22 protein-coding genes and 1 tRNA gene are annotated in these 25,007 nt (G+C 59.1%); 11 read left to right on the forward strand and 12 right to left on the reverse strand.

All coding sequences use genetic code 11. From position 1 onward, the window contains the following. Positions 1–19 precede the first annotated feature (19 nt). Both ACVDG9_RS08035 and ACVDG9_RS08040 read left to right on the forward strand, forming a co-directional pair. On the forward strand, positions 20–1,564 hold the full coding sequence (locus ACVDG9_RS08035; protein ID WP_447237698.1) for a glycosyltransferase family 39 protein: 1,545 nt from the start codon (positions 20–22) through the stop codon (positions 1,562–1,564). 35 nt (positions 1,565–1,599) lie between these two features. Continuing rightward, a complete protein-coding gene (locus ACVDG9_RS08040) occupies positions 1,600–2,076 on the forward strand; it encodes a GNAT family N-acetyltransferase (RefSeq protein ID WP_447237699.1) in 477 nt (158 codons plus the stop codon). A gap of 4 nt (positions 2,077–2,080) precedes the next feature. Here ACVDG9_RS08040 and ACVDG9_RS08045 read toward each other — a convergent pair whose 3' ends face one another. From ACVDG9_RS08045 to ACVDG9_RS08055, 3 genes are all read right to left on the reverse strand, one after another. Next, entirely contained in the window at positions 2,081–2,479 is a 399-nt protein-coding gene (locus ACVDG9_RS08045) for a nuclear transport factor 2 family protein (protein WP_447237700.1), read from the reverse strand. Positions 2,480–2,510: 31 nt separating this feature from the next. Next, positions 2,511–2,984, reverse strand: a complete 474-nt coding sequence (locus ACVDG9_RS08050; protein ID WP_447237701.1) for a DUF2147 domain-containing protein — start codon at positions 2,982–2,984, stop codon at positions 2,511–2,513. A gap of 115 nt (positions 2,985–3,099) precedes the next feature. Continuing rightward, complete coding sequence (locus ACVDG9_RS08055) at positions 3,100–3,522, reverse strand: DUF2147 domain-containing protein (RefSeq protein WP_022997754.1); 423 nt, start codon at positions 3,520–3,522, stop codon at positions 3,100–3,102. 568 nt (positions 3,523–4,090) lie between these two features. Between ACVDG9_RS08055 and ACVDG9_RS08060 the strand changes: the two genes are divergently transcribed. Beyond that, on the forward strand, positions 4,091–4,330 hold the full coding sequence (locus tag ACVDG9_RS08060) for a hypothetical protein (RefSeq protein ID WP_031268084.1): 240 nt from the start codon (positions 4,091–4,093) through the stop codon (positions 4,328–4,330). Positions 4,331–4,442: 112 nt separating this feature from the next. Here ACVDG9_RS08060 and ACVDG9_RS08065 read toward each other — a convergent pair whose 3' ends face one another. Beyond that, a complete protein-coding gene (locus tag ACVDG9_RS08065) occupies positions 4,443–5,222 on the reverse strand; it encodes a DUF930 domain-containing protein (RefSeq protein WP_447237702.1) in 780 nt (259 codons plus the stop codon). A gap of 162 nt (positions 5,223–5,384) precedes the next feature. Next, on the reverse strand, positions 5,385–6,179 hold the full coding sequence (locus ACVDG9_RS08070) for a DUF1796 family putative cysteine peptidase (protein ID WP_447237703.1): 795 nt from the start codon (positions 6,177–6,179) through the stop codon (positions 5,385–5,387). A gap of 338 nt (positions 6,180–6,517) precedes the next feature. On the opposite strand from ACVDG9_RS08070, the gene ACVDG9_RS08075 reads away from it, so the two are divergent. From ACVDG9_RS08075 to ACVDG9_RS08110, 8 genes are all read left to right on the forward strand, one after another. Beyond that, positions 6,518–6,607, forward strand: a tRNA-Ser gene (locus ACVDG9_RS08075). A 420-nt stretch (positions 6,608–7,027) separates the two neighbouring features. After that, complete coding sequence (locus tag ACVDG9_RS08080; RefSeq protein WP_447237704.1) at positions 7,028–9,310, forward strand: multiheme c-type cytochrome; 2,283 nt, start codon at positions 7,028–7,030, stop codon at positions 9,308–9,310. 116 nt (positions 9,311–9,426) lie between these two features. Next, positions 9,427–10,824 (forward strand): hypothetical protein, encoded by a 1,398-nt coding sequence (locus ACVDG9_RS08085; protein WP_447237705.1) that lies wholly within the window; start codon positions 9,427–9,429, stop codon positions 10,822–10,824. A gap of 43 nt (positions 10,825–10,867) precedes the next feature. Continuing rightward, positions 10,868–12,142 carry a 2Fe-2S iron-sulfur cluster-binding protein gene (locus ACVDG9_RS08090; RefSeq protein WP_447237706.1) on the forward strand — a complete coding sequence of 425 codons (1,275 nt, stop codon included), beginning with the start codon at positions 10,868–10,870 and terminating at the stop codon, positions 12,140–12,142. A gap of 52 nt (positions 12,143–12,194) precedes the next feature. After that, positions 12,195–13,214 (forward strand): cytochrome c family protein, encoded by a 1,020-nt coding sequence (locus tag ACVDG9_RS08095; RefSeq protein WP_447237707.1) that lies wholly within the window; start codon positions 12,195–12,197, stop codon positions 13,212–13,214. Between the two features lie 12 nt (positions 13,215–13,226). Beyond that, complete coding sequence (locus tag ACVDG9_RS08100; RefSeq protein ID WP_447237708.1) at positions 13,227–14,936, forward strand: 4Fe-4S dicluster domain-containing protein; 1,710 nt, start codon at positions 13,227–13,229, stop codon at positions 14,934–14,936. Then, the gene (locus ACVDG9_RS08105; RefSeq protein ID WP_447237709.1) at positions 14,933–15,760 is read left to right on the forward strand and encodes a hypothetical protein; all 828 of its coding nucleotides are present in this window, start codon (positions 14,933–14,935) and stop codon (positions 15,758–15,760) included. The genes ACVDG9_RS08100 and ACVDG9_RS08105 overlap by 4 nt, the downstream gene beginning before the upstream one ends. A gap of 260 nt (positions 15,761–16,020) precedes the next feature. Next, positions 16,021–18,405 carry a cytochrome c3 family protein gene (locus ACVDG9_RS08110; RefSeq protein ID WP_447237710.1) on the forward strand — a complete coding sequence of 795 codons (2,385 nt, stop codon included), beginning with the start codon at positions 16,021–16,023 and terminating at the stop codon, positions 18,403–18,405. 44 nt (positions 18,406–18,449) lie between these two features. Here ACVDG9_RS08110 and ACVDG9_RS08115 read toward each other — a convergent pair whose 3' ends face one another. The 7 genes from ACVDG9_RS08115 to ACVDG9_RS08145 all read right to left on the reverse strand — a co-directional run bounded on the left by ACVDG9_RS08115 (position 18,450) and on the right by ACVDG9_RS08145 (position 24,907). After that, positions 18,450–19,781 carry a tetratricopeptide repeat protein gene (locus ACVDG9_RS08115; RefSeq protein ID WP_447237711.1) on the reverse strand — a complete coding sequence of 444 codons (1,332 nt, stop codon included), beginning with the start codon at positions 19,779–19,781 and terminating at the stop codon, positions 18,450–18,452. Between the two features lie 115 nt (positions 19,782–19,896). Beyond that, positions 19,897–20,559: a phosphoglycolate phosphatase gene (gene gph / locus ACVDG9_RS08120; RefSeq protein WP_447237712.1), complete on the reverse strand. Its 663-nt coding sequence runs from the start codon at positions 20,557–20,559 to the stop codon at positions 19,897–19,899. After that, positions 20,556–21,110 carry a thioredoxin family protein gene (locus tag ACVDG9_RS08125; RefSeq protein ID WP_075281999.1) on the reverse strand — a complete coding sequence of 185 codons (555 nt, stop codon included), beginning with the start codon at positions 21,108–21,110 and terminating at the stop codon, positions 20,556–20,558. Before ACVDG9_RS08125 ends, gph begins: the two co-directional genes overlap by 4 nt. A 267-nt stretch (positions 21,111–21,377) precedes the next feature. Continuing rightward, positions 21,378–22,181, reverse strand: coding sequence for an ATP-binding cassette domain-containing protein (locus tag ACVDG9_RS08130; protein WP_055659058.1), 804 nt, complete (start codon positions 22,179–22,181; stop codon positions 21,378–21,380). Continuing rightward, entirely contained in the window at positions 22,178–23,056 is an 879-nt protein-coding gene (locus tag ACVDG9_RS08135) for an ABC transporter ATP-binding protein (protein ID WP_022997714.1), read from the reverse strand. The genes ACVDG9_RS08130 and ACVDG9_RS08135 overlap by 4 nt, the downstream gene beginning before the upstream one ends. Then, on the reverse strand, positions 23,053–23,904 hold the full coding sequence (locus ACVDG9_RS08140) for an ABC transporter permease (RefSeq protein ID WP_447237713.1): 852 nt from the start codon (positions 23,902–23,904) through the stop codon (positions 23,053–23,055). The genes ACVDG9_RS08135 and ACVDG9_RS08140 overlap by 4 nt, the downstream gene beginning before the upstream one ends. Continuing rightward, a complete protein-coding gene (locus ACVDG9_RS08145; RefSeq protein WP_022997712.1) occupies positions 23,897–24,907 on the reverse strand; it encodes an ABC transporter permease in 1,011 nt (336 codons plus the stop codon). The genes ACVDG9_RS08140 and ACVDG9_RS08145 overlap by 8 nt, the downstream gene beginning before the upstream one ends. Positions 24,908–25,007: the final 100 nt, after the last annotated feature.

Consider the following 25,007-nt stretch of genomic DNA (forward strand, 5'->3'; position numbering starts at 1 on the left):
AATCTAGTATCCCCCTGCCATGATGTTTCGCAGTTCGACCGCCGGTACAGGGCCGGCTCCGTATTATGCCACGCCCCTCGGCGTCTGGGGCGTCGTCGCCCTTTGGGGGCTCGCGCATATCCTGCTGAGGGCGTTGAACACGCCCGTCCTTGGTACGGATGATATGTTCGAGAACGTTCTGGTGCAGACACTGGAGCCCGGTTACATGCTGCGTCAGCCACCGCTTTACGAGTGGCTGCTCTGGTCTGCGCAGCAATTGTTCGGCCCTACAATCTGGGCAGCGCTTTTCGTCAAATATACCCTGATCTCGGTTGCCGCGCTGTTTCTGTTTCTGATCGCACGCAAGGCCATCCACGACACGCGCCTTGCAGCCCTGTGTGTCTTTTCCTATTCGCTTTTCTACCAGTTCGGCTGGAACCTTCATGAAGGCGTCACCCACACGGTGGTGTTGACTGCAGCCTGCGCCATGAGCGCCTTCTTCTTCCTGAAGGCGCTGGAGACACAGCGGCTCGGCTACTACGTGCTGTTTGGCATGGCGGCCGGGGCCGGACTGCTGGGCAAGCATTCCTACCCGATTTTTGTACTTGCCCTGATCCTGGCGGCGGCCAGCGACCCGGCATGGCGCACCCGGCTGCGTCTTTCCGGCCTGTTGCTGGTGCCTTTCGCGGCGGCACTGATCTACAGCCCCTATGCCTATTGGATCTTCAGCGAAGGGCTGAAGCTGCTGGCATCGGTTTCCGACACCATGGGTGTCAGTGCTGAAACATCGCATCTGATGCGCGCAGGCGAGGGGCTCGGGAAACTTGCCTTCGGACTTGTCGGTTTCTCGGTTCCGCTGGTCCCGCTGCTGCTCCTGCTGTTCTGGCCGCGCTATCTTGGCCGCAAAAAGCCAGAAACACCTGCCGTGAGTGACGCAGCGCGCCTGTGCGGGCGCACGGTTCTCCTGATGGTCCTGCTGACGGCGTTGATGATTGCGATCTCCGGTGCGACCTACGTCAAGGAACGGCACATGCACCCGCTGCTTCTGCTGCTGCCGGTGTGGCTGTTCGCTGACCTGGAACGCTTCGGATTTGAAAAGCAATGGCGCTGGCTGACGGCCGTTGTTCTGGCGGTTGTCGCGGTTGCCTTTCTCGCCCGGGTGCCAGGGTTGGTCGCGCCGGACAAGACATGGTGCGGTGGCAAGTGCCGGCACATGAAGCCTTACGCGGACCTGAAGGCACCGCTGGCCGACCTGGGTGCAGCAGACGCCACACTGATTGCCGATGATGGCTATACCGGCGGCAATCTGAGGGTCTTGTTTCCCGATGCCCGGCTGGTGACCAAGGCCATTCCGGCCAGAACGCCACCGCGACAAAGCTGCTTCTTCATCTGGGAAGAGGGGGACAAGGAGCCGGACACGTCTGCAATGGAGCGCTTCAGTCAGGTCGCCTTCCGGGATGCCGGCGAGGCGCTTGAGGCAACCTACCTCACCGGCGCTTGGCCGCATTTGTGGAAGGCGCCCGGCTGGCGGACAAGCTGGTGGGGCGTAGCGAAGCTCCCGCCCGAGAGCCCAATCTGCCGCTGACCGTAATCTTTCCTGACCAAAGGCGCGAACCGAAGATGCCTGACACAATTGCCTCGACCGTTTCCATCGAAAAAGCCCGCCCGGAGCACCTTCGCGAGATCGTCGCCATCATCAATGCGGGGGCGACCAGTGTTCGCAAGGACAGGGAATTTGCCGATTGGCAGGACTACCGACCGGCATTTGACGCGCTTGCCGCCGCACCCGAGTGCGATATCTACGTCGCGCTTGCCGAAAGCGGAGAAGTGGTCGGCACCTTCCAGATCCATTTCATGAAGGGGCTCGCCTTCCAGGGACGTCCGAGGGTTGAACTGGAAAGCGTTCACGTGCGCGCAGACCAGCGTGGCACCGGTGTCGGGCGGCAGATGATGGCAAGGGCTGAAGACCTGGCACGGCAGAGCAACGCCTGCATGGTGCAGCTGACGTCGAACAAGGAACGCGAAGGCTCACATCACTTTTACAAGCGGCTTGGCTACGACCAGAGCCATCACGGCTACAAGAAGATGTTCGTCTGAGCCATCATTTATCAGTCGGTGCCTGGCACGCTGTGCCTTGATGGAACCGTAACTGCCAGGCTCCGTCTCGTCTGCTCCAGATCGAACTGCGGTTTGCTGTTTCAACGTTACCAAGCGCACGCCTGACTTCACTGACATAGGTCACGAGAACCGAATTCGTGTCGATCACGGTGAACTTGAGGCCGGGCAGGGGCAGGCGTACGTCGATAGGTCGTGCGGCACGCGCGGGCAGGATCAGGTCTTCACGCGGATAGATACGGCCGGATCGGCCGAACTCAAAAAAGTCATCCGCAAAGATCCGGTCCATCAGGACCGGATCGTACCGCGTTTCCGCTCGCCACAGGCTTTCCTCCAGTCTGGTGAGCGTTTCGATATCGTCGGGCGTGAGGCACGTGTCAGACATGGATCCGGCCTGAGCTGGTGAACCGGCGATGTCAGTCGACCCGTCGCCAGGTTTCCTTTTCGCAGACATTGAAAACGACGCGGACGCAGCCCTGTACTTCCAGGGCGGAGGCGTTCTTCGGGCGCAAGGTGGCATCCGCGCTGAAGCCGCGACGCGGATCATAGACCCGGCCTTTCCAGCCATCTTTCTGCGGTGCCATGCGCCAGAGCACGGTCAGGCCGAGCACCTTCCGTTTGCGCTTGCTTTCGTCCTTGTTTTTGAGATCCGGCGTGTTTTCCATGGAATAGCCTTTGGGGGCCGGAAACCGGACAATCTTGCCACAGGGCACCTTGCCGCATTTTTGAATCTGGATGACGGCACCTGCCGGTGTCAGCCATTTGCCGTTGATGTCCGGGGCTGCAATGGCTTGGCCCCCTGTGCCTGCAAGCAGGAGAGCGAACAGACCGGCTTTCGATAACAGTCTGGAAGTCGGAAACGCAGAAACAATGAAAGAAACAGGAACCACGATTATCCCCCGTCGCAATGCTGGTGACGACTGCGCCACAATCTCTGACCGGCAATTGCGACGGAGGAAAGGCCAAATCGACAGGATCTGGCGAATTCGAACTTTGTTCAGACGTTTATTGTTCCCGTTTCCAGGTTTCGCCCTTGCAGATGAGGCCACCCATCACGCAGCCCTCCAGTTTCAACGCGTTGGCGGACGTCAGCTCGATGAAGCCGGTATAGGTCTTGCCGTCCTCGGCGTTATAGACCTTGCCCTTCCACTGGTTTTCCTTGTCGGTGGGTTTCATGGCCTGAACGATCTGTACTCCCAGCAGCGGGCGGTCCCGCTTGGCCGCGTCCGGGTTCCTGGTGTCGTTTCGCGGCTCCCGCAGCCATATCAGCTTGCCGCACAAGGAGCTGCCGCAGGAGCTTATCCGAATCTTGGATGCCCCGTTCGGACGGACCCAGTCTCCCTTGGCATCGCCTGCGAAAGACATTGTTGCGGATGTGGTGATGATGGCACCCGCAAGAAGTGCGGACGACAGAATGGTTTTCAGCATAAGTTCCTCCCAAAGCGGAATGCCTTCCGTTTACGGAAAGGGAATGTATAGCCCGGGAAACGTGCTGAAAAGCCGTCACCCAACGTCAGGTCGTCCGAAAATCCTCCTGAACGCCGAAGGGAGGCAAAGTCTGGTTTTCTGAAGGGAAGGGAACGAAATAAAGTCGGACAAAGAATTGTGGAAACGAATCCATGGTGAACAGAAGGTTGATGGGCCTTGTCAAATTTTCGGAGAATGTGACTGATTAAAAAGGGAAAATCGCAACCATATACTTACCGCAATATGAATTTCAGACTTATTTAAAATTTTGTTCGCATTACGTTAAACCTGTCTTTTAACGCCCCTTTTAACTGCTGCTGATGAAGTAGACCTCAAGAAACAACGGGGAAAGCTTCACGAAAGCTTGTGTTTCTTAGATCGGTCCTTGCCAAGCCATTGTGTTCAGCAAAGTGACCGGTTGGCAGTAGGGAACCGGAACGGTGGATCCAGAAGGATCGGAGCTGTTCCGCAGAAGTCAGACAGACGAAAGGGGAGCGTTATGGCTCGTTTTGAAATGCACTCGGCCGATATGGCCATCATGGGCGAAAAGCCGGTTACCGCGGACATCCTGTTCCAGATGGGTCTGGATAGCGCTTGCGGCCGTCACGGCATGACCGATCTCATCACAGCGCACAAGTGGTTCAACATTGCCGCCCTCAAAGGCAACAAGGACGCAGCGCGCTACCGCAAGGAAATTTCCGGTGAAATGTCCACTTCCGAAATCGCCGAAGCTCAGCGGTCGGCTCGTGAATGGCTGTCGATGCATTGAACCGGATGAAGGCTGCCGGCCGAACGGCACCTGAACCGGTATCCACAACCTGACGCGGCAGCACAGTTTTCTGCCGCGTCCAGTTTCCGGCCCCTTGCCGGGACCGCTCCAGTCAATGGATCGGCGCCAGACCGTACTCATCCCAGATCGAGCGGTCTATTGGTGCACCAAGGGCATATTCGAACCCGCTGACGATCTTGCCGCTGGCGTCCAGCCGGCATCGATAGGCGATCTCGTACCAGACCCGGTTGCTTCTGAGGGCTCCGGCGGGCACGACAATCATATCTTCCTTCTGAAATGAATTGCGGAAAGCATGTGGCGCAAGCCGTGTCGGCTTGAACCCCGGCCGCGCATGGCGAACCTGCTCCATTGCCTCCAGCGCGCAAATCTGTTCGCGTCCGTCTTCACTGGTTAAGGTTGGCAGAAACTCGCGTGCCTGTGCGGAACGTGGGTCGTTCAGGACATCATTGGCAAAATAGGCATTTGCAGTTACCCATTCCTGCTCGGGCCTGGTCCTCGAAGAAGACGGGCTCGTAGGCGCGGGCAAGGTGGCATCCGAAGAAGGCACCTGTTCCGAAGGCGCGTTCGAACCTGACAACGGATCAGCAGTGGATTGCGGGGAGACTGCTGCAGTTTGCGACTGGCTCTCGTCGGTTTCTTCCTCCGCGGTTTCCGGCAGACTTGGCGGCAGGTATTCGGGAATGATCTCGACGGAGACAGGCTCGGGCGGTTCTGGCAGTATCGTCCGCCAAAGGGCGGCATCGCTCAATAACGCATAGAGCGCAAGGTGCAGCCAGAGCGCACAGATCCACGGAAACCTTTCCGCAACAAACCGTGTCAGATGCGTCGGAGGGGCGAGCTCGGCTATGGCATTTCTCCGATACCCGGCCAAGTTGAAGAATGTCCATCGCACCAGAGGACTGCGGCTGAATTATGAAGGGGAAGACGGGAACTGGATCTGTTCCTGCGGACGGCGGCAGGCCAGTCAATCATCATACGAGAAGGGTTTGAGACTTTCTGGTAGCGCGATGAACCACCTCAGGAAAAACGTTCCCTAACCCAACAGCCTGGCAGAAGCCCGAGGCAGAAGCCTGGTCAGTTTCTTGCGGGTGCGAATTTTCCGTTTCGACATCTTTCCGCGCATTATGTCCAGTGGCGAAACAGCCTTGGCTCGTCTGAGCGCAGCAGTCCACTCGTCTGTCCAGGCATTGAACTGTTCCGGGTAGCGATCGTCACGCATCGGGACAATTTCGAATGTCGTTCTTGCAGACCGGTTGCACGAGCAGGCGCGCCGCAAATTTTCCCTGAGGGCGTGATTGTCAAAATAGGTCGCGGGTATTGCAAGGAGACTGACCAGAGAAAATGTTTTGTCTGGATGCAGACGCGCCATCATCTCTTCAAAAAGGGTTGTTTCGCTTTTCAGATGCGAAACTTCTGCATGAAAGTCGTTTATCGAATTTTCTTCCGCCACTGCCGCGTTGCGATAGTAAATGAAGGTCGTTTTTTTGCCGGTGTCTTTGATGAGTTTCCTGAACCTGTCAATCCGAACCTTGTACTCGGCCAATACGTCACTGTTGTCGTGTGGATTGGAGTGCAGATGCGCGATTTTCGGGTAGTTCTTGAAAATGAGGAACTTCTCAACCGGATCTATTTGATGCGAGGCGTAAGTATAGTCGTGCTTGCTGGTAAGGCCCTTGAAGTCTGTCGCGATGATTTTCGAGACGTAGTCCAGGCCCGCATCAAGGTTCCAGAGCCAGTCGAAGGGGTATTGCTCATGCCTCAGGCCCAGCTTCTTGAGGTTTGTCGCAGCGTCACACCCGCCACCCAGCGAAACAAAAACGTTTTTCAAGTATCACCCAAAGCCAAATTCATTGATGAAAGAGGGTCGTTTTGCCGGTGGCGCGCCAAAAGTCAACTCCAAGATGTGACGGTGGCCGGGTGGTGAGGAAAAAAAGCGAAACCTGGCGAGCGAATTGCCAACCCGACTTGCGACGGGTGGAAAGAGGCGGTTCATTTTCAAACGAACCAAGCGTCTGGTTCCGCGATTTGTGAAGACGATGTCGGATTTCAGCGTTCGATGCCTGTCTTCACCTTCCAGAAGTTGCGAGGCCAAGCGCGGTGGAAAAAGTGACAAGGCGTAAAAAACGCCTTGAACTGTGAGGCTTTTATTCGTACACGGGCGTTACCGGAGAGGTGGCCGAGTGGTCGAAGGCGCTCCCCTGCTAAGGGAGTAGACGGGCAACCGTCTCGAGGGTTCGAATCCCTTCCTCTCCGCCACTTTCCTTCTTCCCACCTTCATAGTCCTATTTCGCTGCGCTGCAGGTAATCCAGTCTGTGTGCTGGTGTGACGCAAACATTGTTTTGCGAGAATGTGTTGTTGCGAGCGGAAACACAGCGGCAGCAACTTTGTGACCTTCCGGGCGAATGCTGCCGGCAACGCAATTGATTCACGCCATTGCCCGAAATTTGAAGGCACCGGTTAGCGACGCGACAGTGCGTTGCTCGGTTTGTTCCTGCGGTTAGCCGCGAGTTTACCAAGGCGAAAATGCGGCTAATTTGTGAACAGTTTTCTTTTGATGTTGTCCTGAGGTTTCCGTAGTGTGATTTTGAGTTGGGGGATCGGTGTAAGCGATGGCCTGAGAACATGTTTTGTGTGGATCTGGAATGTCGCGTTTATCGGAATTTTTTCGACCGTTTTTGAAGCCTCTTTTCGGAATACTCATCCTTTCCGGCGCCGGCAGTGTTGATCGCGCAGCCGCTTTTTCAGACGAATTTCGGCAGTATCACCAGCAACTTATCCAATCTGGCGATGTGCGGGCGCTGGTCGATTTCGTATCCCAACTCGAAAACGGCAGGAGCGCCGGCGATCGCCTGATCCTGGCGCAAGCCGATCAGAATGATGACTTGCTGACGCCCGCCGAAGACGCGGTTTCGGATGAGGCGATTCTGACGGACAGCAGTGACGACCTGCTGCCTTCCGATGACGGAAGCGATGATCTGCTGACCGCAGAGGAACCCGGTGCCGCCTCTGTTTCCGATGGTGACGATCTGCTGGCAGGTGATGATCCCAAGGCTGATGGAGATGATCTTCTGGCTGGCGATGACTTGCTTGCCGGGGACGATTTGCTTGAAGGTGATGATCTGCTTGCGGGCGACGGGGCCGATGTTTCCGGCGACGACCTTCTGGCCGGAGACGACGATCTTCTCTCCGATGATGACCTTCTGACAGTTGGCGATGATGACGACCTGCTGAGCGGCGGCGGAACCGGGCTGACTGAAACCGTTGAAGGCAAGAAAAAAGAAGAAACGATCCGGCGAACAGCCAATGCGGAGCATGAAAAGCTCTTCCTGGAAAGCAAGTATCCCTCTGCAAACACCTGTGCGACCTGCCACCCTGGCCAGTATGAGCAATGGTCCGTTTCTCAGCATGCTTATGCGCAGCTGAGCCCGATCTACATGGCGATGCAGACCACCATCAACATGAAGACCAGCGCGACCAACGGCGACTTTTGCATTCGCTGTCACAACCCGGTCGGCATGAACATTGGCGAGTCGCTCTATGTCTCAAACCTGAAGCGCAACCCGACCTCACGGGAGGGCATCACCTGCGTTGCCTGCCACCGCGTCAGCCGAAACTACGGCAAGATCAGTGGCCGGTTCGCGCTGGAAGAGGGGGATGTATTCTCGCCGGTCTATGGCCCGAAGGGCGGCGAGGAGCTGAAGCGCGTTCTGAACACGCCCGAGGAATACCGGGTTTCCCAAAGCAAGGATGATCCGGGACGCAGCATCCATACCGAGGCCAAGCCTTTCTTCGCGCTCACCAAACCAGGCTTTTGCGGCACCTGTCATGATGTGACGCTGTTCAACGGCTTCAAGCTGGAAGAGGCTTTTGCCGAATACAAGCGCTCGCCGGCCGCCAAGAGAGGCGAGACCTGCCAGGACTGCCATATGGGCAAGGTTCAGGGCGTTGCCTCCGGCTATGACTACGGCCCCGCCGCAATTGTGGGCGATGTCCCGACCCGGAACCGCAAACTGACCAACCACATGTTTGCAGGCCCTGATTACTCGATCATTCATCCGGGCATTTTCCCGCACAACGTCGAGGCGGCGGAGTTCAAGACGCTGGCTGAATGGCTGCAGTTCAATGTCGGCGCCGGTTGGGGAACGGACAAGTTCGAGGACAACGTCAAGGATGGCTACAAGTTTCCCGAAGCCTGGTCGTCCATCGATGATCGTTATGATGGCCGCGAGATCCTGGATACCCAGTTCGAGCGGCTGGAAAAGGCGCGTCAGGCACGGCTTCAGGTGCTGCGCAACGGCTTCAAGCTGAGCGACATCACCATTGTCGACAACACCAGCCGGGCTCTCAAGTTCTCCGTCGATGTCAGCAGCGGCACGGACGGTCACGGTGTGCCGACCGGGTTTGACGCCGAACGGCTGATATTCCTTCAGGTGACGGTCAAGGACAGCAAGGGCAACACGGTTTATGTGTCCGGTGACCGGGACCCCAATGGCGACGTTCGCGATGCCCACTCGCTTTACGTTCACAATGGCGAGCTGAAGCTCGACAAGGACCTGTTCAGCCTGCAATCCAAGTTCGTGGTCCGCCTGCTGCGTGGCGGTGAACGCGAACAGGTGCTGGCGGTGAACACTTCGACGGACGTTCTGCCGCTCGTTCGGCCGGAACGCCGGGCAACCACCATCTACGGCCGGCCGCGCGGGGCCAGAAAGCACAAGCAGAACCTGGAACCGGGAGCGAGCCGCACCGCGACCTATGCCGTTCCCGCCGAAAACCTGAAGCCGGGTGAACGCTATTCCATCTCGGTGAAGCTGATTTCCCAGATGGTGCCGGTCAACCTGATCGCGGCCATTCAGGGAGCGGGCTTCGACTACGGCATGAGCCCGGCCGGTATCGCGCGCAAGGTGGTGCAGGGCAGCTCCGTGCTGTGGACGCGCAAGGCGAGTGTCGTGCTCAAATGAGGTATCAGGCAAGCAGAACTCGGGGACGGCGGTTCAGTGCGTGGGCAATCACAACGGTGGCTTCGGCTGCGCTTCTTCTGCAGGCCGGCGGGCAGGTATGGGCAGCGGGCAGTGCCTTGAGCGACGACCCCATTCCCATGGTCACGGAAGCGGAAGTCCGCAAGCATCAGGAAGAAAACAGCGGTCCTGCCCCCCTGATTGCCGGTGACCACCATTCAAGCGAATTGAGCACCGATGCAGTTCCGATCATAGCGGAAGATGAGGAGCCCGAACCGACGCCACCGATCTTCCAGCGCGGCGAGAAATTCCTCGCCAGCGGAAATCTTGCGCCCGGTATCGAATTGCCGACCGGGGCAATCTGGCAACCGGCGCTTTGGGTGTTCGGCGACGCGCGCACCGCAATTGGCCACTATGCCAACGGCCTTGAAGATCCGCGCCAGTTCTGGGCGAGCCGGATCGACATCTTTGCCAATCTGAAACTGACACCCACCGAGCGGATCCTCATCGGGTTTTCGCCTTTGACGGAAAAACGCCGGAACACGGGCGTTCTCTATACGGATGAAGGCGGCGTTGAATATGTCAACGGGCTCAATCCCTATGTGACGACACTTTTCTTCGAAGGTGAGTTCGGCGAGATTTTCCCGAACCTCGATCCGGACGACAACCGCAATTTCGACTTCGGATTTTCCATCGGTCGTCAGCCCCTGTTCTTTCAGGAAGGCATGATGATCAACGACAGTGTCGACGCGCTCGGCATCACGCGCGACACGATCGTCATTCCCGGCCTGACGCCGGATCTGAGGGCAACCGGCGTTTTCGGCTGGAACAATATCCGCCGCGGCGACAATGAACTCGACGACAGTGCCTTCCTTCTCGGCCTGTTCACCGAGGCCGATTTCCGCAAGAGCACGGCCAATCTGGATCTTGCCTATGTCATCAGCGATGAGGACGAGGGGGGAGACGGCTTCTATTTCGGGGCGTCCGCCGTACAGCGGTTCGGGCTTTACAATACGGCGTTCCGGATCAACACCTCGACCGCGATCGAAAAGCGCGGCCCGGCTGTCGACAACGGCGTGCTGATGTTTTCGGAAGTTTCGCGCACCGTGACGGCGTCCGAAAACGTCGTCTATGCCAATGCCTTCTGGGCTATCGGCAACTACACCTCCGCTGCCCGCGACAGCCTCACGGGTGGTCCTCTGGGTCAGGTTGGCATCCTGTTTGCCGCTCCGGCTGTTGGTCTGGGCGGGTCTGCACTTTCCAACCGGGCAGACAGCGTCTTCGGTGGATCTATCGGCCATCAGATGTTCTTCAACGAGGACAAGACACAGCTTGTTATGGAACTCGGTGGTCGCAAGGATACCGACGGCAGCGACGCCGGTGTGGTCGCATTCGGCGGCCAACTCTTGCATGCCCTCAACAACAGGAGCAGCATTCAGGTCGACGGGTTTGTTTCCGCCGGACAGGACCGGAAGGCGGGAACGGGACTGCGAATGGAACTGAGAACGAGGTTCTGATGAGAAACATCGGCTCATTTCTGGTCGGAAAGGCGGCCTGCTCATGATCCTGGCACTGCAAATCGGCGGTGGTACGATTGTTGCGCTCGCCCTGTTTCAGCTCTGCCTCGGGGTTTATTCATCTGTGGCGGCCGTCTTTCGCGAAAGACGTCTGGACGCCAGGCACCTGCAGCATTTCAACGATCTGGCACAGGCTGCCCTGCGCAATGCGGAAGTCGACAGGCTCAAGTCCGGAACGACCTGGGCCGGCAAACGCAAGTTCCGGATTGTCGAAAAGCGTGTCGAAAACAAATGCGGCGATATCTGCTCGTTCTATCTTCAGCCGCATGACGGAGGCGAGCTTCCACCGTTTCTGCCGGGCCAGTTCCTGACGTTCGAACTGCCGATTTCAGATCAGCCCGCACCTGTTATCCGGTGCTATTCCCTGTCCGACAGTCCCTCCCGTCTCGACCGGTACCGGGTCACGATCAAGAGACTGTCACCACCGCCGGATGCCGGTGAAACCGTACCCGGCGGGCTATCCTCGACCTATTTCCATGCCAGCCTCAAGGAAGGCGATGTCGTTGATGTGCAAGCGCCCAAGGGCGGTTTCGTATTGGACCTGCAATCGGAACGGCCGGTTGTCCTGATTGGTGGTGGTGTCGGCCTGACACCGGTGCTGTCCATGCTGAAAGCGCTTGACGATGCCGGCAGCCACCGCGAAGTGCATTTCTTCCACGCCGCGCGTAGCGGCGATGACATTGTGCTGTGCGACGAAATCCGGGAGATTGCCGAGCGGCGGAACAACGTCCATTACCGCGTGCTCTACAGCGCACCGACCGATGCTTGCGTTGAGGGACGGGATTACGATTGCCCGGGCTTCCTGACAGTTGATGTGCTGAAGCGGTATCTGACGTCTTCCAACTACGAGTTCTATGTTTGCGGCCCTCCGCAGATGATGTCTTCGTTGACGGAGCAGCTGCGCGATTGGGGCGTACCGGACAGCGATATCCACTTCGAGGCATTCGGGCCTGCGTCCGTCAAAACCGTCAAGTCGCCGACAAGTTCACGGGAGGCGGCTGAAAGCGTGCAGGTGGAATTTTCGCGCTCCGGCAAGAAGGTTTCCTGGCACGAGCAGGACGGAACGCTGCTGGATCTGGCCGAACGCAACGGCATCCGGGTCGCTTCCGGCTGCCGGGCGGGCAACTGCGGAACCTGCGCAACAGCGCTCAAGGAAGGCGACGTGACCTATGTCACGCGACCCGCCAGCAGCCCGGCGCAAGGGTCGGTGCTCATGTGTATCGCTTGCCCGGGAGGCAATGTCATTCTGGACGCCTGACGACGCGAGAGGGTGTTCAACATTTTTGGATCAAAGGATTGAGGGATTGGATATGGCTGGATTACTGAAGGGCTTGCGCCAGGCGGCGTCCTGCCTTGCCGTGTGCGCTGTCGGATATCTCGTGCTGGCCGGACTTGCCCCGGCTCAGGCTGACCCGAGCATGATTGTCGGACCGAACGAATGTGCGGAATGCCACAAGAAGGAAACCTCGATCTGGCAGAACACGCATCACTTCAGCACCTTCAGGGATCTGCCCAAGAGCGAGGATGCCGAAAAGATCGCCGCCAACATGGGCGTGAAGCGACTTAAGGCGGAAAGCCTCTGCACCAACTGTCACTTCACCATGCAGATGGTGGACGGCAAGGAAAAGGCGATTGCCGGCAATTCCTGCGAGTCCTGCCATGGTCCTGCCAAGGAATGGTACAAGGTGCATTCGGATTTCAGCGGCAAGAAGGAAGGTCAGGAAACCGAGGCGGAAATTGCCGCACGCTGGGAAAAGGCCGAGGCAGCCGGCATGATCCGGCCCAAGATGACCTACGCATTGGCGAAAAACTGTTTCAGCTGTCACCTGGTGCCGAACGAGGAACTGGTGAATGTCGGCGGTCACACGCCCGGCAGTGCCTTTGAACTGGTTAGCTGGAGCCAGGGCGAGGTGCGTCACAACACCTGGTACAACAAGGGCAAGTCCAACCCGGAAGCATCCATCGAACGCAAGCGGATGCTGTTCCTCGTCGGGCGTATCGTCGAGCTGGAAACGGCACTGATCGGCGTTAGCAAGGCGACCGAGAAGAAAGACTACGCCGTGAAGATGGCCAAACGGGCAAGTAATGCCACGAAGGTCATGGCAAGTCTTGCCAAGCTGTTGCCCGAGGCGCCCGAACTGGGTGAGATCCAGGATATCGCAAGCGGTGCCAAGCTCAAGCTGAACAACCAGGATGAGCTGACCGATGCCGCGGCAAAGATCTCCGTGCTCGGCCTCAAGTTTGCCGACACCTACGACGGGACGACGTTCGCCGCGGTCGACAAGTACATTCCGGGAGCCGACAAGTTCAAGGGACCCGTGACGCAGTAGGGAGCCGGACTGTTGGATCAGGAGCTTCGCGACGAGCGAAACCGGCGCTGGGACGAGCCATTCGGCAAGGAACCGCTGGACCGGGAGACGGTGGACCGTGTCCTGGCCCTGCCGGCGTTTGCCGACGTCAATCCGGCCGACTTTCCCTCGTGGCTGCCGGTTGCAAGCGTCATTGCGAATGATGGCCGGATCAGGACCTTTCAAAAGGGCGAAACTGTCCTGCGCAAGGGGGACTATGGAAGTTCGCTGTTCATCATTCTGTCCGGATCCGTGTTCGGCCTGACTGCGTCTGCGCCGACCGCCGGCTTGGGCCGCAAGCAACAGAAATCCTGGCGCCGGTCGCTTGCGCAACTGTTCGCGCGCAAGCGTCCGCCAGAGTACCGCCCTGCGCGGCGGCGGTCTCGCAGACCTTCGTCCGCGGCCGCTTCAATCAATGAAGGCACACGAGCAAATACGGTGGAAGCTGCCCTGCGTGTCGACGCGGACGAGCTGATCGCGAAGCATGAGACTTTTCTGCTGGAAGCCCCGCAGATGTTCGGCGAGCTGGCCGCCCTGACCCGAAGCCCAAGGCGCGCGACCATCTATGCCCTTGAGGACGACACTGTCCTGTTCGAGCTGCGCTGGCAGGGGCTGCGCGAAATTCGAGACTGGTCGGATGGCTTCCGCAAGCAGATCGACCAGCTTTACCATGAACGCGGTTTGCTGACCCGTTTGCAGGAATGCCCGGTCTTTGCCCATGTCGACAGCACAGCGCTGGCGGAAATCGCAGAAGAGGCCCTGTTCGAAACCTATGGCAATTTCAACTGGACCCACCGGTTCAAGACTGAAATTTCCAAGGAAGACGGTGCGCAGCACATCATCCAGCAGGAGCCGGTGATTTGTGAACAGGGCAGTCATGTCGACGGTTTGTTGCTGATCAATAGTGGCTTTGCCCGGGTCAGCGAACGGATCGATCACGGCGACAGGACCATTGGCCATCTGTCGAAAAACGACGTTTTCGGACTGGATGCGATTGCGGCGTTTGCGCGGGACAAGGTTTCTCCGGTTCTGGATACGAGCCTGCGCGCCATCGGCTATGTCGACGTCATCCGCATTCCGACGCATCTGGTCCAGAAACATGTATTGCCGGGGCTAGATCCTTCCTTCCTGCGGCAGGGCAGACCGGATGATCGTGACGGCACGCGCGGGGAACTGCGCCAGGGCATGATGGACTTCCTCGTCGATCACCGTTTCATCAACGGTGAGGAAGCCATGCTGATCAACCTGGAGCGCTGTGTCGGCTGTGACGATTGCGTGCGCGCCTGCGCGACCGCCCACGACAACAACCCCCGCTTCCTTCGGCAGGGGAGCCGGTTCGAGAACGCGATGATCGCGAGCGCCTGCATGCATTGCACCGATCCGGTTTGCCTGATCGGCTGTCCAACCGGCGCCATTCACAGGGCCGAGGACAGCGGGACTGTCGTCATTGACGACAACACCTGCATCGGCTGTGCGACCTGCGCCAATTCCTGTCCATACAGCAATATCCGGATGGTCGAGATCCGTGACGAGAACGGACAGTTCGTGACGGATCGCGAAGGGCAGCCCATCAGCCGGGCGACCAAATGCGATCTGTGCGCCGATCAGCTGACGGGCCCAGCCTGTGTCCAGTCCTGTCCGCATGACGCGCTTGCGCGCGTCAACATGCGCGACACCGAAAGACTGCTGGAGTGGCTGAAATGAGCTGGCTCCTCAATCGCAATATCCTGTTGAAGCTTGGTGCGGCCGCTGTTTTGCTCGCGGTTTTCATGACCGTAAACCAGGCTTACCGGATCTCGTTGCGCGATAGCCAGTTCCTCAACGGTTGGGTTCTGGTGGCGGTCATGGCCGGCATGCTTCTGCTGACGTTTCGCAAGCAGTTGAGCACGTTGCCGCTCGGGCGCGTACGCCACTGGCTGCAGGTGCATTATTACCTCGGGTTCCTGACCATCGGCGTCTTTCTGGTGCATACGCATCTGCGGTTTCCGAATGCGCCGCTGGAATGGCTCTTGTGGATCCTGTTCGTGCTGGTTTCGGCAAGTGGCTGTGTCGGCGGTTTTCTGGCCCGGATCGTTCCCGTGCGCCTGGAAGGCAGAGGTGACCGGGTCCTGTTCGAGCGCATTCCCGTGTTGCGCGCGCAAATAGCGGATGAGGCGGAAACTCTGGCGCTGGCCTCGTTGGAAGACGGCAGTTCCGTAAGCCTTGCCAATGTCTACCAGCGGGAGCTCGGCCGGTTCTTTGCGCGGCCGCGGTATGTGTTCGCGCATCTGCGCCAGTCGAGCCTGCCGATTTCGCGGATCATGGGCGAGTTGCAATCGATCGAGCGGTATCTGGACGGCAATGGCAAGGAGCGTCTGGAACGGATGCGCCAGCTGGTGCGCGCCAAGAACGACCTTGATTTCCAGTATGCCAACGGCGGACTGCTGAAACTCTGGTTGTTTGTGCATGTACCGCCGACTTATGCCCTGATCCTGGCAATCCTGGCGCATGTCGTTGTTGCCTATGCCTTTTCGAGCGGAATTGCCTGACGATGAGCCTGCTACGCAGAATTGGCGTTCAGGAACGCCGCTATGAACGGCCGCAGGACGACTGGGTCTGCGGACATCTTGCCGACGGGTGTCCGTGTCGTCTGGGACCGGACCGGAAAGGAAACTGCAGGGCGGGGCCTGCCTGCCAGCCTGTACAGGACGGTGACCGCTGGATTTGCCGGCGCTCGAGCCAGGAAGGCGGACCTTGCGAACATGGTCCGCTGCCGGACGGAAGTTGCTGTCTGAACCAGGAACCCTGCGTGCCGAAGCCGAGCCTGCGCAAGCGCAGGCGGCGGGCAGCTGTCTGGCTCACGGCGCTGACTGCCGGGCTCGTGGCGATCATCCTCTCCGGCGGGGTGGCAAAGAACTATCTGATGCCGGGCCGGCTTGCAGCCCAGCACGCCAACCTGACAGATTGCCAGTCGTGCCACGCCGACGCACGTCCGCAAGGCCTTGGCTGGCTTCATGGCCTTGCCGCGACAGCTGCAGGACCGAAACAGACAGCAGCGCTTTGCACCACCTGTCACGACGTTGGTTCGCAGCCGTTCACGGCACACACGACGCCGGTTGAACAGCTTCGGCAGATGACACTTGCCCGCACGGCGGAAGTCGGCACCGGGCGTGATCAGAGCTGGACAAACCGCATCAAGTTCTCACTGCCGATGGCAGGGCAGACGCAAGGTAGCGCAGATGCCGGGTCGCAGAACGTCTATTGTGCCACCTGTCACCAGGAGCACCAGGGAAGCCTGGGCAAACTGACTGAAGTTTCCAATGACAGGTGCCAGACCTGCCATGTCGAGAAGTTCGGGCGTTTCGAGGACAGTCATCCGCAATTCGCAGGCTATCCCTTTTACCAGCGCACCAGCATCATCTTTGATCACAAGTCGCATTTCGGAAAGCACTTCCCGGATACCGCCGAGAAGCCCGATGGTGCCGGCAAGGTTCCGGCCATGTGCGAGACCTGCCATGAAGCGGGGAACGACGGCCGCTACATGGCGGTGCGAGATTTCGAAGGCATGTGCGCTACCTGTCACAGTGGCGACATTCTCGGCCAGACCATTGTGAGCGGACCGAAAGGCACGAATTTCCTCTCTGTTCCGGGTCTGGACGTCGAAACGCTTGTGGAACGGGGGATCGACATCGGGTCCTGGCCGGAAAGGTCCGAGGCCGGAATTACGCCCTTCATGCGAGCGCTTCTGGCGCTGGTGCTGGACGGCCGGGATATCGTGGGAGAAGTGTCGGACCTGGACCTTCTGGATCTGCGGGAGGCTGATGAGGACGCTCTGGCAAAGGTTCAAACGCTGGCCTGGGCGGTGAAACGGTTGCTCGCGAATATCGAGCGTGATGGCCTTCCTGCGGCAATGGGCGCCGGGGCGGCGGACAGTGAAACCATGACGGACCACCGGCAAATGGCGCTGATGGTCGGCGTGATGCCACACGACGTGATTGCCGCCGCCAACCGGGAATGGTTGCCGGATCTCGCCGAGGACCTTGCCCGGCACGCCGACGGAACGCCAACCAACGCGTTCGAGGAAGCTAGGCAAGCGCTAGAAGAGAACGAAGCGGTACAAGCCGAAGTGGCCGCGCCGGACAACCTTTCCGGGGTGGACGACAGCGATATTCTGGCCGGGACAGACGATGCTGCCAGCGAAGACAGTGGTGCGGAAAGCCTCATCCTTGGCGGCGGAGCGGATGGTGGCGCAGATCTGGCTTCCGAAGACCTGTTGCTGGCGCCTGCTGGAACCGATGACGCATTGGCCGGCAAGACAGATGCCGACGATGACATTCTTGCAGACGAAGGCTCGTTGGTTGAAGACGATCTTGCCATAGCGGATGACGCAGGCGCCAACGTGTCGGACGGCTTGGACATCCTGGCGGAGGACGACGCTTCGAGCAGTTCCGAGGGGGACGCTCTCCTCGGCCAGCCTGCGGGCGGAGAGGAAATACTTGCCGGTGACGATATTCTTGCCGGTGAGGACATCCTTGCGGCAGACGAAGGCGGAACGGGCCTGTTGAGCGATGCGGCCGAACCTGTCGACACATCGACTTCACCTGACGACCCCTCTGCGCAAACCCGGGAGGAACCCTTCGATCCGGAAAACTGGGCTCTTTACGGCGGCTGGTACCGGCAGGACCATACAATCCGGTATCGTCCGACGGGACATGAAGACCCCTTCCTGAAAACATGGCTCGATTATTCGAGCCATGCGGCAACGGATCAGGAAAAGGCCCTGCGGGATCCCGTGTTTGCCTCGCTCAGTGATCCGGGTGCAGTGGGCCGTTGCACCAAGTGCCACAGCGTCGACACCGCTGGCGTTGAAAAGGCCGTGCGCTGGCACCCCTTCGATCCCGCTCAGGTGACGACACGTTTCACACGCTTTTCTCACGACCCGCACATCAGCGCAGTCGGAACAGAAGGATGCGTGACGTGCCACGCGCTCACCACGGGGGCGGACACCTATCTGAAGAGCTACGAGCAAGGTGACCCTGCCATCCACGCACCGAACTTCACCCCGATTGACAAGGCCACTTGCGCGACCTGCCACACGGAACGTGCGGCTGGAGAAGAATGTACGCTTTGCCACCAGTATCACACGGGCGGGTTCAGCCTGCCGCTGGTCAAAACCGAGGTGCCGAAGGAATAGCGGGTTGCAGGGTTGCTCCGCAGGCAATCGTCAAGTCGCAGTTGTCAGTCGAAAGCAATGGCGTATTTGCCGCGCCCCAGGCCGGCGTCGAGTGAGACGGACTTCAGGTAGTCTTCTTTGGCCTGGTCGCGTTGACCCAGTTGCAGCCTCAGGTTCGCACGGCTGTAGTAGGCCTTGGCAAATCCGTCGCTGTGGGCGATTGCGGAGTTGAAGTCGTCTTCCGCCTTGTTCAGATGGCCTGCGGCAAGATGAGCCTTGCCGCGGTTGTAAAGGGCAAGGGGGTGGTTGGCGACAAGCTTCAGGACCACGTCGTAATCGGCAATCGCCGCGGCGTAATCTTGAAGTTGAGCCTGGGCGAAACCACGGTTGAAACGCGCAGCGGCGTAATTGGTATTGATCGCCAGGGCCTTGTCGTAGTCGGCTATCGCTTCCCGGTATTGGTCAAGCTTGCGCTTGGCGTATCCACGGTTGTTGTAGGCTGCGGCATATCCGGGTCGCATCTTAAGAGCGACATCATAATTGGCGATGGCAGCGCCATAATCGCCCATCATGCGGTAGACCAGCCCTCTGTTGTTGTAGGCTTCCGGAAACTCGGGGCGAAGCCGGATGGCAACAGTGTAGCGAAGCAGCGCGGCTGAATAATCTTTCGACTTCGCCAGTGCCAGTCCCCGGTTGTAGTAGGTATTGGCAAGTCGGCGTTGCAATGGCGCTTCGATCAGGCGAAAGTCCTGACAAGCCGTCTGAAAATCCTGCGTCTGGTCCAGGGTAAAGTCGACGTCCGGCCCTTTGCCCTGTTTCCAGTCCGATGCCTTGTGCCCGGTGATTGAATAAACGTAATTGCGGGTTTCATCAGGAAGGCGCCCGCGCCCACGGAGCCAGTTGTCGACACGGTCTTCCCCCGCATTATAGGCCGCGGCCGCCAGCCCAAGGTTGCCGTAACCTTTAAAAAGATATCCCAGCAAGCGGGAAGAAGCTTCAATGGCTTCCACTGGCTCGAATGAGTTTTCAAGGCCCCAGTTGGCGGCGGTGTAAGGCATGAACTGGGCAATGCCTTCCGCACCGGCGGGGCTGATCGCGTTGGGGTCGAAACGGCTTTCCTTCCAGATCAACTTGGCGAAGAAACCCGGTGGCAGGCCCTGTTTATTCGCAGCCGTCTCGATGGTGCTGCACATCTGCTGCAGGAAGGCAGCCTCGTCCCGGACCGTGTAAAAAGGTCCATGTTCCTTGCGCACTGTCTCGGCTGCCGCCTGGGCGGCAAGAACAGGCGCCATGATGACCGTTTCCGCAGGCTCCGCTGCGTAGGAAGACCCGAAACCGGAAAGGCACGCCGTGCCGGCAATCGCAAGGAGGAGAAACTGTCGAAGTGCCTTGGTCAACGCAGGTCCGTCAATTGGGTGAAAGGCGCACGCCATGTGCGGTGGCAATCATAGCTTCCCCGGCAGGACAGCTCAATGTCTGCGCTGAAGGCTGCTAACTTGTCGAAAGCCTGTGTCAGGCAGGGGCTGACAACAGGTTCTGCGCAAGTGCCGGAAGGTCCTTGAAGCTCGAAAAGGACACAGCATGCGGAATCTCGGAAATGGGACGTTTGCGGTAGCCTTCGGTGAAGAGTGCAAAGGGCATGCCTGCATTGACCGCCGTTTCCGCATCGACCTCGCTGTCGCCGACATAAACGACCGGACCGCCGCCGAGGGACGATTGCAGGTAATGCAGCCCGGCCGGGTCCGGTTTGCGCTCCGTCAGGCTGTCTCCGCCGACCAGGCCCTGGAAGTAACGCGACAAACCCAGGTCCTCGATAATCTTCTCGGCAGGCCGCTGCGGTTTGTTGGTGCAGATCGCCAACATGTGTCCAGACTGCAGCAAGTGGTTGAGCGTGGCTTCGACGTCAGGGTAGGGGGCTGTCAGATCGGTCGCATGCGCCTGGTAATCCTCCAGGAAGCTCGAAATGAGACGTGTGCGGTCCCTCGTCTGCAGACCGGTGGCATCGATGATACGGTCAACCAGTGTCGGAATACCGTTGCCGATGAAGGAGCGGATGGTTTCAAGCGGCAGCGCCGACAGGCCTTCGCCTTCCAGAAGGCGGCATGCCGCTGCATGAAGATCCTGGGCGCTGTCGATCAGCGTGCCATCGAGGTCGAAAATCAGAATCGGATTCATGCAGCCTTCCATTTGATGGAGCATCCCATGGACGGGATCTGGTCTTCCGGTCCCTTGCCCGTTTCTGCAACCTGTCGCATCGCTTCGAACAGATCACGCCGAAGGTCTGCTGGTCCCGTCTCCCTGCGGGAGGCATCAAGTCGCCCACGGTACTGAAGTTCCAGCGCTGAATTGAAGCCGAAGAAATCCGGTGTGCAGACCGCGTCATAGGCGCGGGCGACAGACTGGTTTTCGTCAAAGAGGTAAGGGAAAGGGAAGTTTTCCCGCTGTGCAAGTTCTGTCATTTTCTCAAAACTGTCTTCGGGATAGCTCTCGACGTCGTTGGCACTGATTGCAGCAACGCCGATGCCAATCGCCTGCAGGTCACGGGCATCGCGCAGGATCCTGTCCCGAACGGCAACCACATAGGGACAATGGTTGCAGATGAACATGATCAACGTGCCCTTGGGGCCGGCAATGTCTGAAAGCTTGTAGGTCTTGCCGTCGGTCGCGGGCAATTCGAAATCGGGTGCTTTCCAGCCAAAATCGCAAACAGGCGGAATGGCGGCCATCGTGTCGTCTCCCCTCGGAATGATGCGCTTTGTCAAAAGGATAGAGTAGGTCACCCCATGGAAGAAATGAAGTGACCGGATGGAGGAAATTCGCCAACAGCAAATGTCCGGAGCGCCAGCATCCGGCAAGATGGCAAGCGGTGAAAGAGATAATCAATGACCGGTAAAGCGCACTGGCTCGACCCCAGGCAAACGAAGACGCATTCCACGGGCCGACCGGACTTGTGGCATCGGCCCGGCAATCCGGACCGGTGCCGGGCTGTTGTTTCAGAGCCAGGCCTGTTTCGGATCAGGCAGCGGAATTGCGTCGAGCAGAGTGCGTGTGTAGTCCGCTTTCGGATTGGCGAAGAGTTCCGCCGTTTCGGAGTTTTCGACAATCTCGCCCTTGTAGAGCACCAGGATGCGGGTACACAGCCGCCGGATCACTGAGAGATCATGACTGATGAAGGCCAGGGTGAGACCGAGGTCCTTGACGAGGCTCTCAAGCAGGTTGAGCACCTGGGCCTGGGAGGACACATCGAGCCCGGACACGATCTCGTCGGCCAGGATGAAGTCGGGTTTCAGGGCGATTGCCCTTGCTATCCCGACGCGCTGGCGTTGACCGCCGGACAACTCGTGTGGATAACGGGTCGCGAAATGCCGGGGCAGGCCAACCATGTCGAGTGCTTCGTCGACCCGGCCCTTGATGTTGTCGAGCCCCTGAAGGCGCAGTGGCCCGGCAATGATACCGCCGACCCGCCGGCGAGGATTGAGTGAAGACATTGGGTCTTGAAAGATCATCTGGAAGCGCCGGCGCAGGGGGCGCAGGCTGTCCTCATGAAGATGGGTGATGTCGGTGCCTTCAAACCGGATCGCACCACTGTCCGGTTCGATCAGGCGGATCAGTGCCCTGCCGAGTGTGGATTTGCCCGATCCGGAGCCTCCGACAATGCCGAGGACTTCGCCCTTGGGAATATCGAAGGATAGCCCTTTCAGTACGTCGATCCGCGGTGCCGCTCCCAGAAGCGGTTTGCGGGACATGTCCGGAAAGGAGACGTGCAGGTCTTTCAGCTCGTAGATGATATCGCTCATGGCCGGGCTCCTGCCTTCAATTGTGCGTCGAAGGCAGCCACTTCAGCTTCCACCGCTTTCGTCACGCCTTCCGGTACAGGTGTCAGTGAGCCTTGCGGGTCTGTGTATTTCGGCGTTGCCGCGAGCAGGGCCTTCGAATAGGCGTGCGAAGGCGCGGCAAAGAAGTTCTCGACGGAGGTTTCTTCAATCACCTTGCCTGCATAGAGCACCGTCAGCGACTGGGCTATCTTCGAGACGACACCCAGATCGTGGGTGACGAACAGCAGAGCGGTGCCGTGGCGCTGCTGCATTTCGCGGATCAGCTTGAGGATCTGCTTTTGAACGGTCACGTCGAGCGCTGTCGTCGGCTCGTCGGCGATGATCAGCTTCGGTTCGGCGGCAAAGGCGGACGCAATCAGGATACGCTGGCGCATGCCGCCGGACAGTTCGTGCGGATAGGCCTTCATCACCCGTTCCGGTGACTGGATGTGGACTTCTTCCAACAGCTCCAACGCCCGTTTCTCGGCATCCGGGCGTTTCCAGCCGAGAATATCCACCAGCCTGTCCGTGATCTGCGGCCCGACACGGCGGGATGGATTGAGCGCGGTGAGCGGGTCCTGTGGTATCAGGGCCGCGCGGGCGCCAATCCGCTGGCGTCTTGCCTTTTGGGAAAGCGTCTGCAGGTCTTCCCCGTCGAGCAGGATCTTGCCCCCGGTCAACCTTGCGGCCTTCGGCAGAATGCCGAGAACAGCCTTGCCGATCATGCTCTTGCCTGCGCCACTTTCCCCGACAAGTGCACGCACCTCGCCAGGCTCCACATCAAGCGAGACATGCCGGAGCAGCGGCATGCCGTTCTTCAGCTGGACCGTCAGGTCCTGAATGGACAGAAAGCTCATCGCAGCACCGGATCGAAATGGTCCTTCAGGCCTTCGCCAAGCTGGGAAAAGCTCAGCACCGTCAGGAAAAGCGCGAACAAGGGAAACACGAGAACCCACCAGGCCTGATAGATGGAGGTACGGCCTTCGGCAATCATGCCGCCCCATGTCGGTTGGTCCGTTGAAATGGACAGGTTCACGAAGGACAGGATCGCCTCGACGATCACCGCGATACCCATTTCCAGCGTCAAGAGGGCGACGATGGTCGGCAGGACGTTCGGCAGGATCTCGGTCAGGGCGGTGCCGAAACGGGTGCGGCCGGCAACCTGCGCCGACGCCACATAGTCCATCGCTCCCTGGCTCATCGCTTCAGCCCGGACAACACGCGCAAAGCGGGTCCAGTCAATGACGACGATGGCGATGATGACGGACATCAGTCCGGTTCCCAGAACCGCAATCAGGAGGATTGCAAAAAGAACCGGCGGAAAAGCCATCCAGATGTCGATGAAGCGCGAGATCACCAGATCCGCCCAGCCCCGGTAGTACCCTGCGATCAGGCCAAGTGTTGCCCCGATAAGGCAGGTAAGCGTCCCGGCAACCAGCGCCACGATCAGCGCAAGTCTTGCGCCATAGAGCATGCGGCTGAGCACGTCCCGGCCGAGGCTGTCGGTTCCCAGCAAATAGGCCGGGTCGGCACCTTGTTCGAAGAAGGGCGGCAGACGTCCGGCGAAAAGATCCTGTGCCAGCGGGTCATGTGGGCTGATCAGGGGAGCGAAGACGGCTGCCAGCAACAGGAAGGTGAGCCAGCCGCCACTGAGCCAGAGCCGAAGGCCGGGCAGGCGACGGATATGTCCACGGGCGTCACGCATGGCGCAGCCTCGGGTTCAGGGCGGCATAGGCCATGTCCACCACCAGATTGACCATCGTGAAGAGCAGGGCAAAAATCAGGACGATGCCCTGGATCAATGGCAGGTCACGGTTGATTACCGCGTCGATCGCCATGTTGCCGAGACCTTCGTAGGAAAACAGGCGTTCGATGATGACCGTGCCACCTATGAGAAATGTGAATTGGACGCCGATCAGCGTCAGTGTGGGAAGGATCGCGTTCGGCAGGGCATCGCGCAGGATGATCGAGCTTTCCGAATAGCCCTTGGTGCGAGCCAGGGTGATGTAATCGTCGTGCATGCATTCCTTCAGGGATTGCTTGAGGAGCTGCAGGATAATGGCCGCCAGCGGGATTGCCAGTGCGAGCGCCGGCATGAGCATGTGCCCCATGAGGTCCAGAACCACATCGAACCGGAACCGGGCGAGCGCTTCGAAGAGATAGAAGTTGGAGCTGAACTCGAACCCGAGCGAAGGCGATATCCGGCCGGAAATGTGAAACAGCGGCCACAGCACACCGAAGAGCAGGATCAGCGCCAGGCCCCAAAGGAAATCCGGCAGGGACAGCGCGATGCCGCCGGCAACGTCGATCCCGCCTTCCACCTTGGAACCGCGGTAGAGCGTTGCCGTGAGAGCAGCAGCACCTCCGATGATGACGGCGATCAGCAAGGCCATGACCGAGAGTTCCAGCGTGGCCGGCAAACGGCCTATCACCAGGTCGTAGACCGGCTGGCGCAGGGTGATGGACGTGCCGAAATCACCCTGGATCACGTTGGAGATCCAGATCACGAATTGTTCGAAGATGCTCTTGTCGAGCCCGTAAAGCGCTTTCAGCCGGTCGATGTCGGCATCTGTCGCCCCGGGTGGCAGCATCATGGCGATGGGGTTGCCAGGGACGACCCGGATGACCACGAACACGATGATCGCGGCCCCAAGCAGGGTGATAAGCGTTGTGATGAGGCGCGTCAGCAGCGCGCGCACGATTTGCATGACGGTATTTGGCCCAAAAATCGGAAAAAGTCGCCGCAACACCCCGGGAGCAAGCTTTAGAGGGTGTTGCGGCGAAGGCGGGTTCGAAAATTCCGGATTT

The sequence above is a fragment of the Roseibium sp. RP-7 genome, from assembly GCF_053005225.1.

Bases quoted from the DNA above. Each gene is read 5' to 3' on its own strand.
- ACVDG9_RS08040 (WP_447237699.1), top strand. From the start codon at position 1,600: ATGCCTGACACAATTGCCTCGACCGTTTCCATCGAAAAAGCCCGCCCG.
- ACVDG9_RS08045 (WP_447237700.1), bottom strand. From the start codon at position 2,479: ATGTCTGACACGTGCCTCACGCCCGACGATATCGAAACGCTCACCAGA.
- ACVDG9_RS08140 (WP_447237713.1), bottom strand. From the start codon at position 23,904: ATGCGTGACGCCCGTGGACATATCCGTCGCCTGCCCGGCCTTCGGCTC.
- ACVDG9_RS08125 (WP_075281999.1), bottom strand. From the start codon at position 21,110: ATGGCCGCCATTCCGCCTGTTTGCGATTTTGGCTGGAAAGCACCCGAT.
- ACVDG9_RS08035 (WP_447237698.1), top strand. From the start codon at position 20: ATGATGTTTCGCAGTTCGACCGCCGGTACAGGGCCGGCTCCGTATTAT.
- ACVDG9_RS08060 (WP_031268084.1), top strand. From the start codon at position 4,091: ATGGCCATCATGGGCGAAAAGCCGGTTACCGCGGACATCCTGTTCCAG.
- ACVDG9_RS08135 (WP_022997714.1), bottom strand. From the start codon at position 23,056: ATGAGCTTTCTGTCCATTCAGGACCTGACGGTCCAGCTGAAGAACGGC.
- gph (WP_447237712.1), bottom strand. From the start codon at position 20,559: ATGAATCCGATTCTGATTTTCGACCTCGATGGCACGCTGATCGACAGC.
- ACVDG9_RS08095 (WP_447237707.1), top strand. From the start codon at position 12,195: ATGGCTGGATTACTGAAGGGCTTGCGCCAGGCGGCGTCCTGCCTTGCC.
- ACVDG9_RS08055 (WP_022997754.1), bottom strand. From the start codon at position 3,522: ATGCTGAAAACCATTCTGTCGTCCGCACTTCTTGCGGGTGCCATCATC.
- ACVDG9_RS08145 (WP_022997712.1), bottom strand. From the start codon at position 24,907: ATGCAAATCGTGCGCGCGCTGCTGACGCGCCTCATCACAACGCTTATC.
- ACVDG9_RS08130 (WP_055659058.1), bottom strand. From the start codon at position 22,181: ATGAGCGATATCATCTACGAGCTGAAAGACCTGCACGTCTCCTTTCCG.
- ACVDG9_RS08090 (WP_447237706.1), top strand. From the start codon at position 10,868: ATGATCCTGGCACTGCAAATCGGCGGTGGTACGATTGTTGCGCTCGCC.
- ACVDG9_RS08105 (WP_447237709.1), top strand. From the start codon at position 14,933: ATGAGCTGGCTCCTCAATCGCAATATCCTGTTGAAGCTTGGTGCGGCC.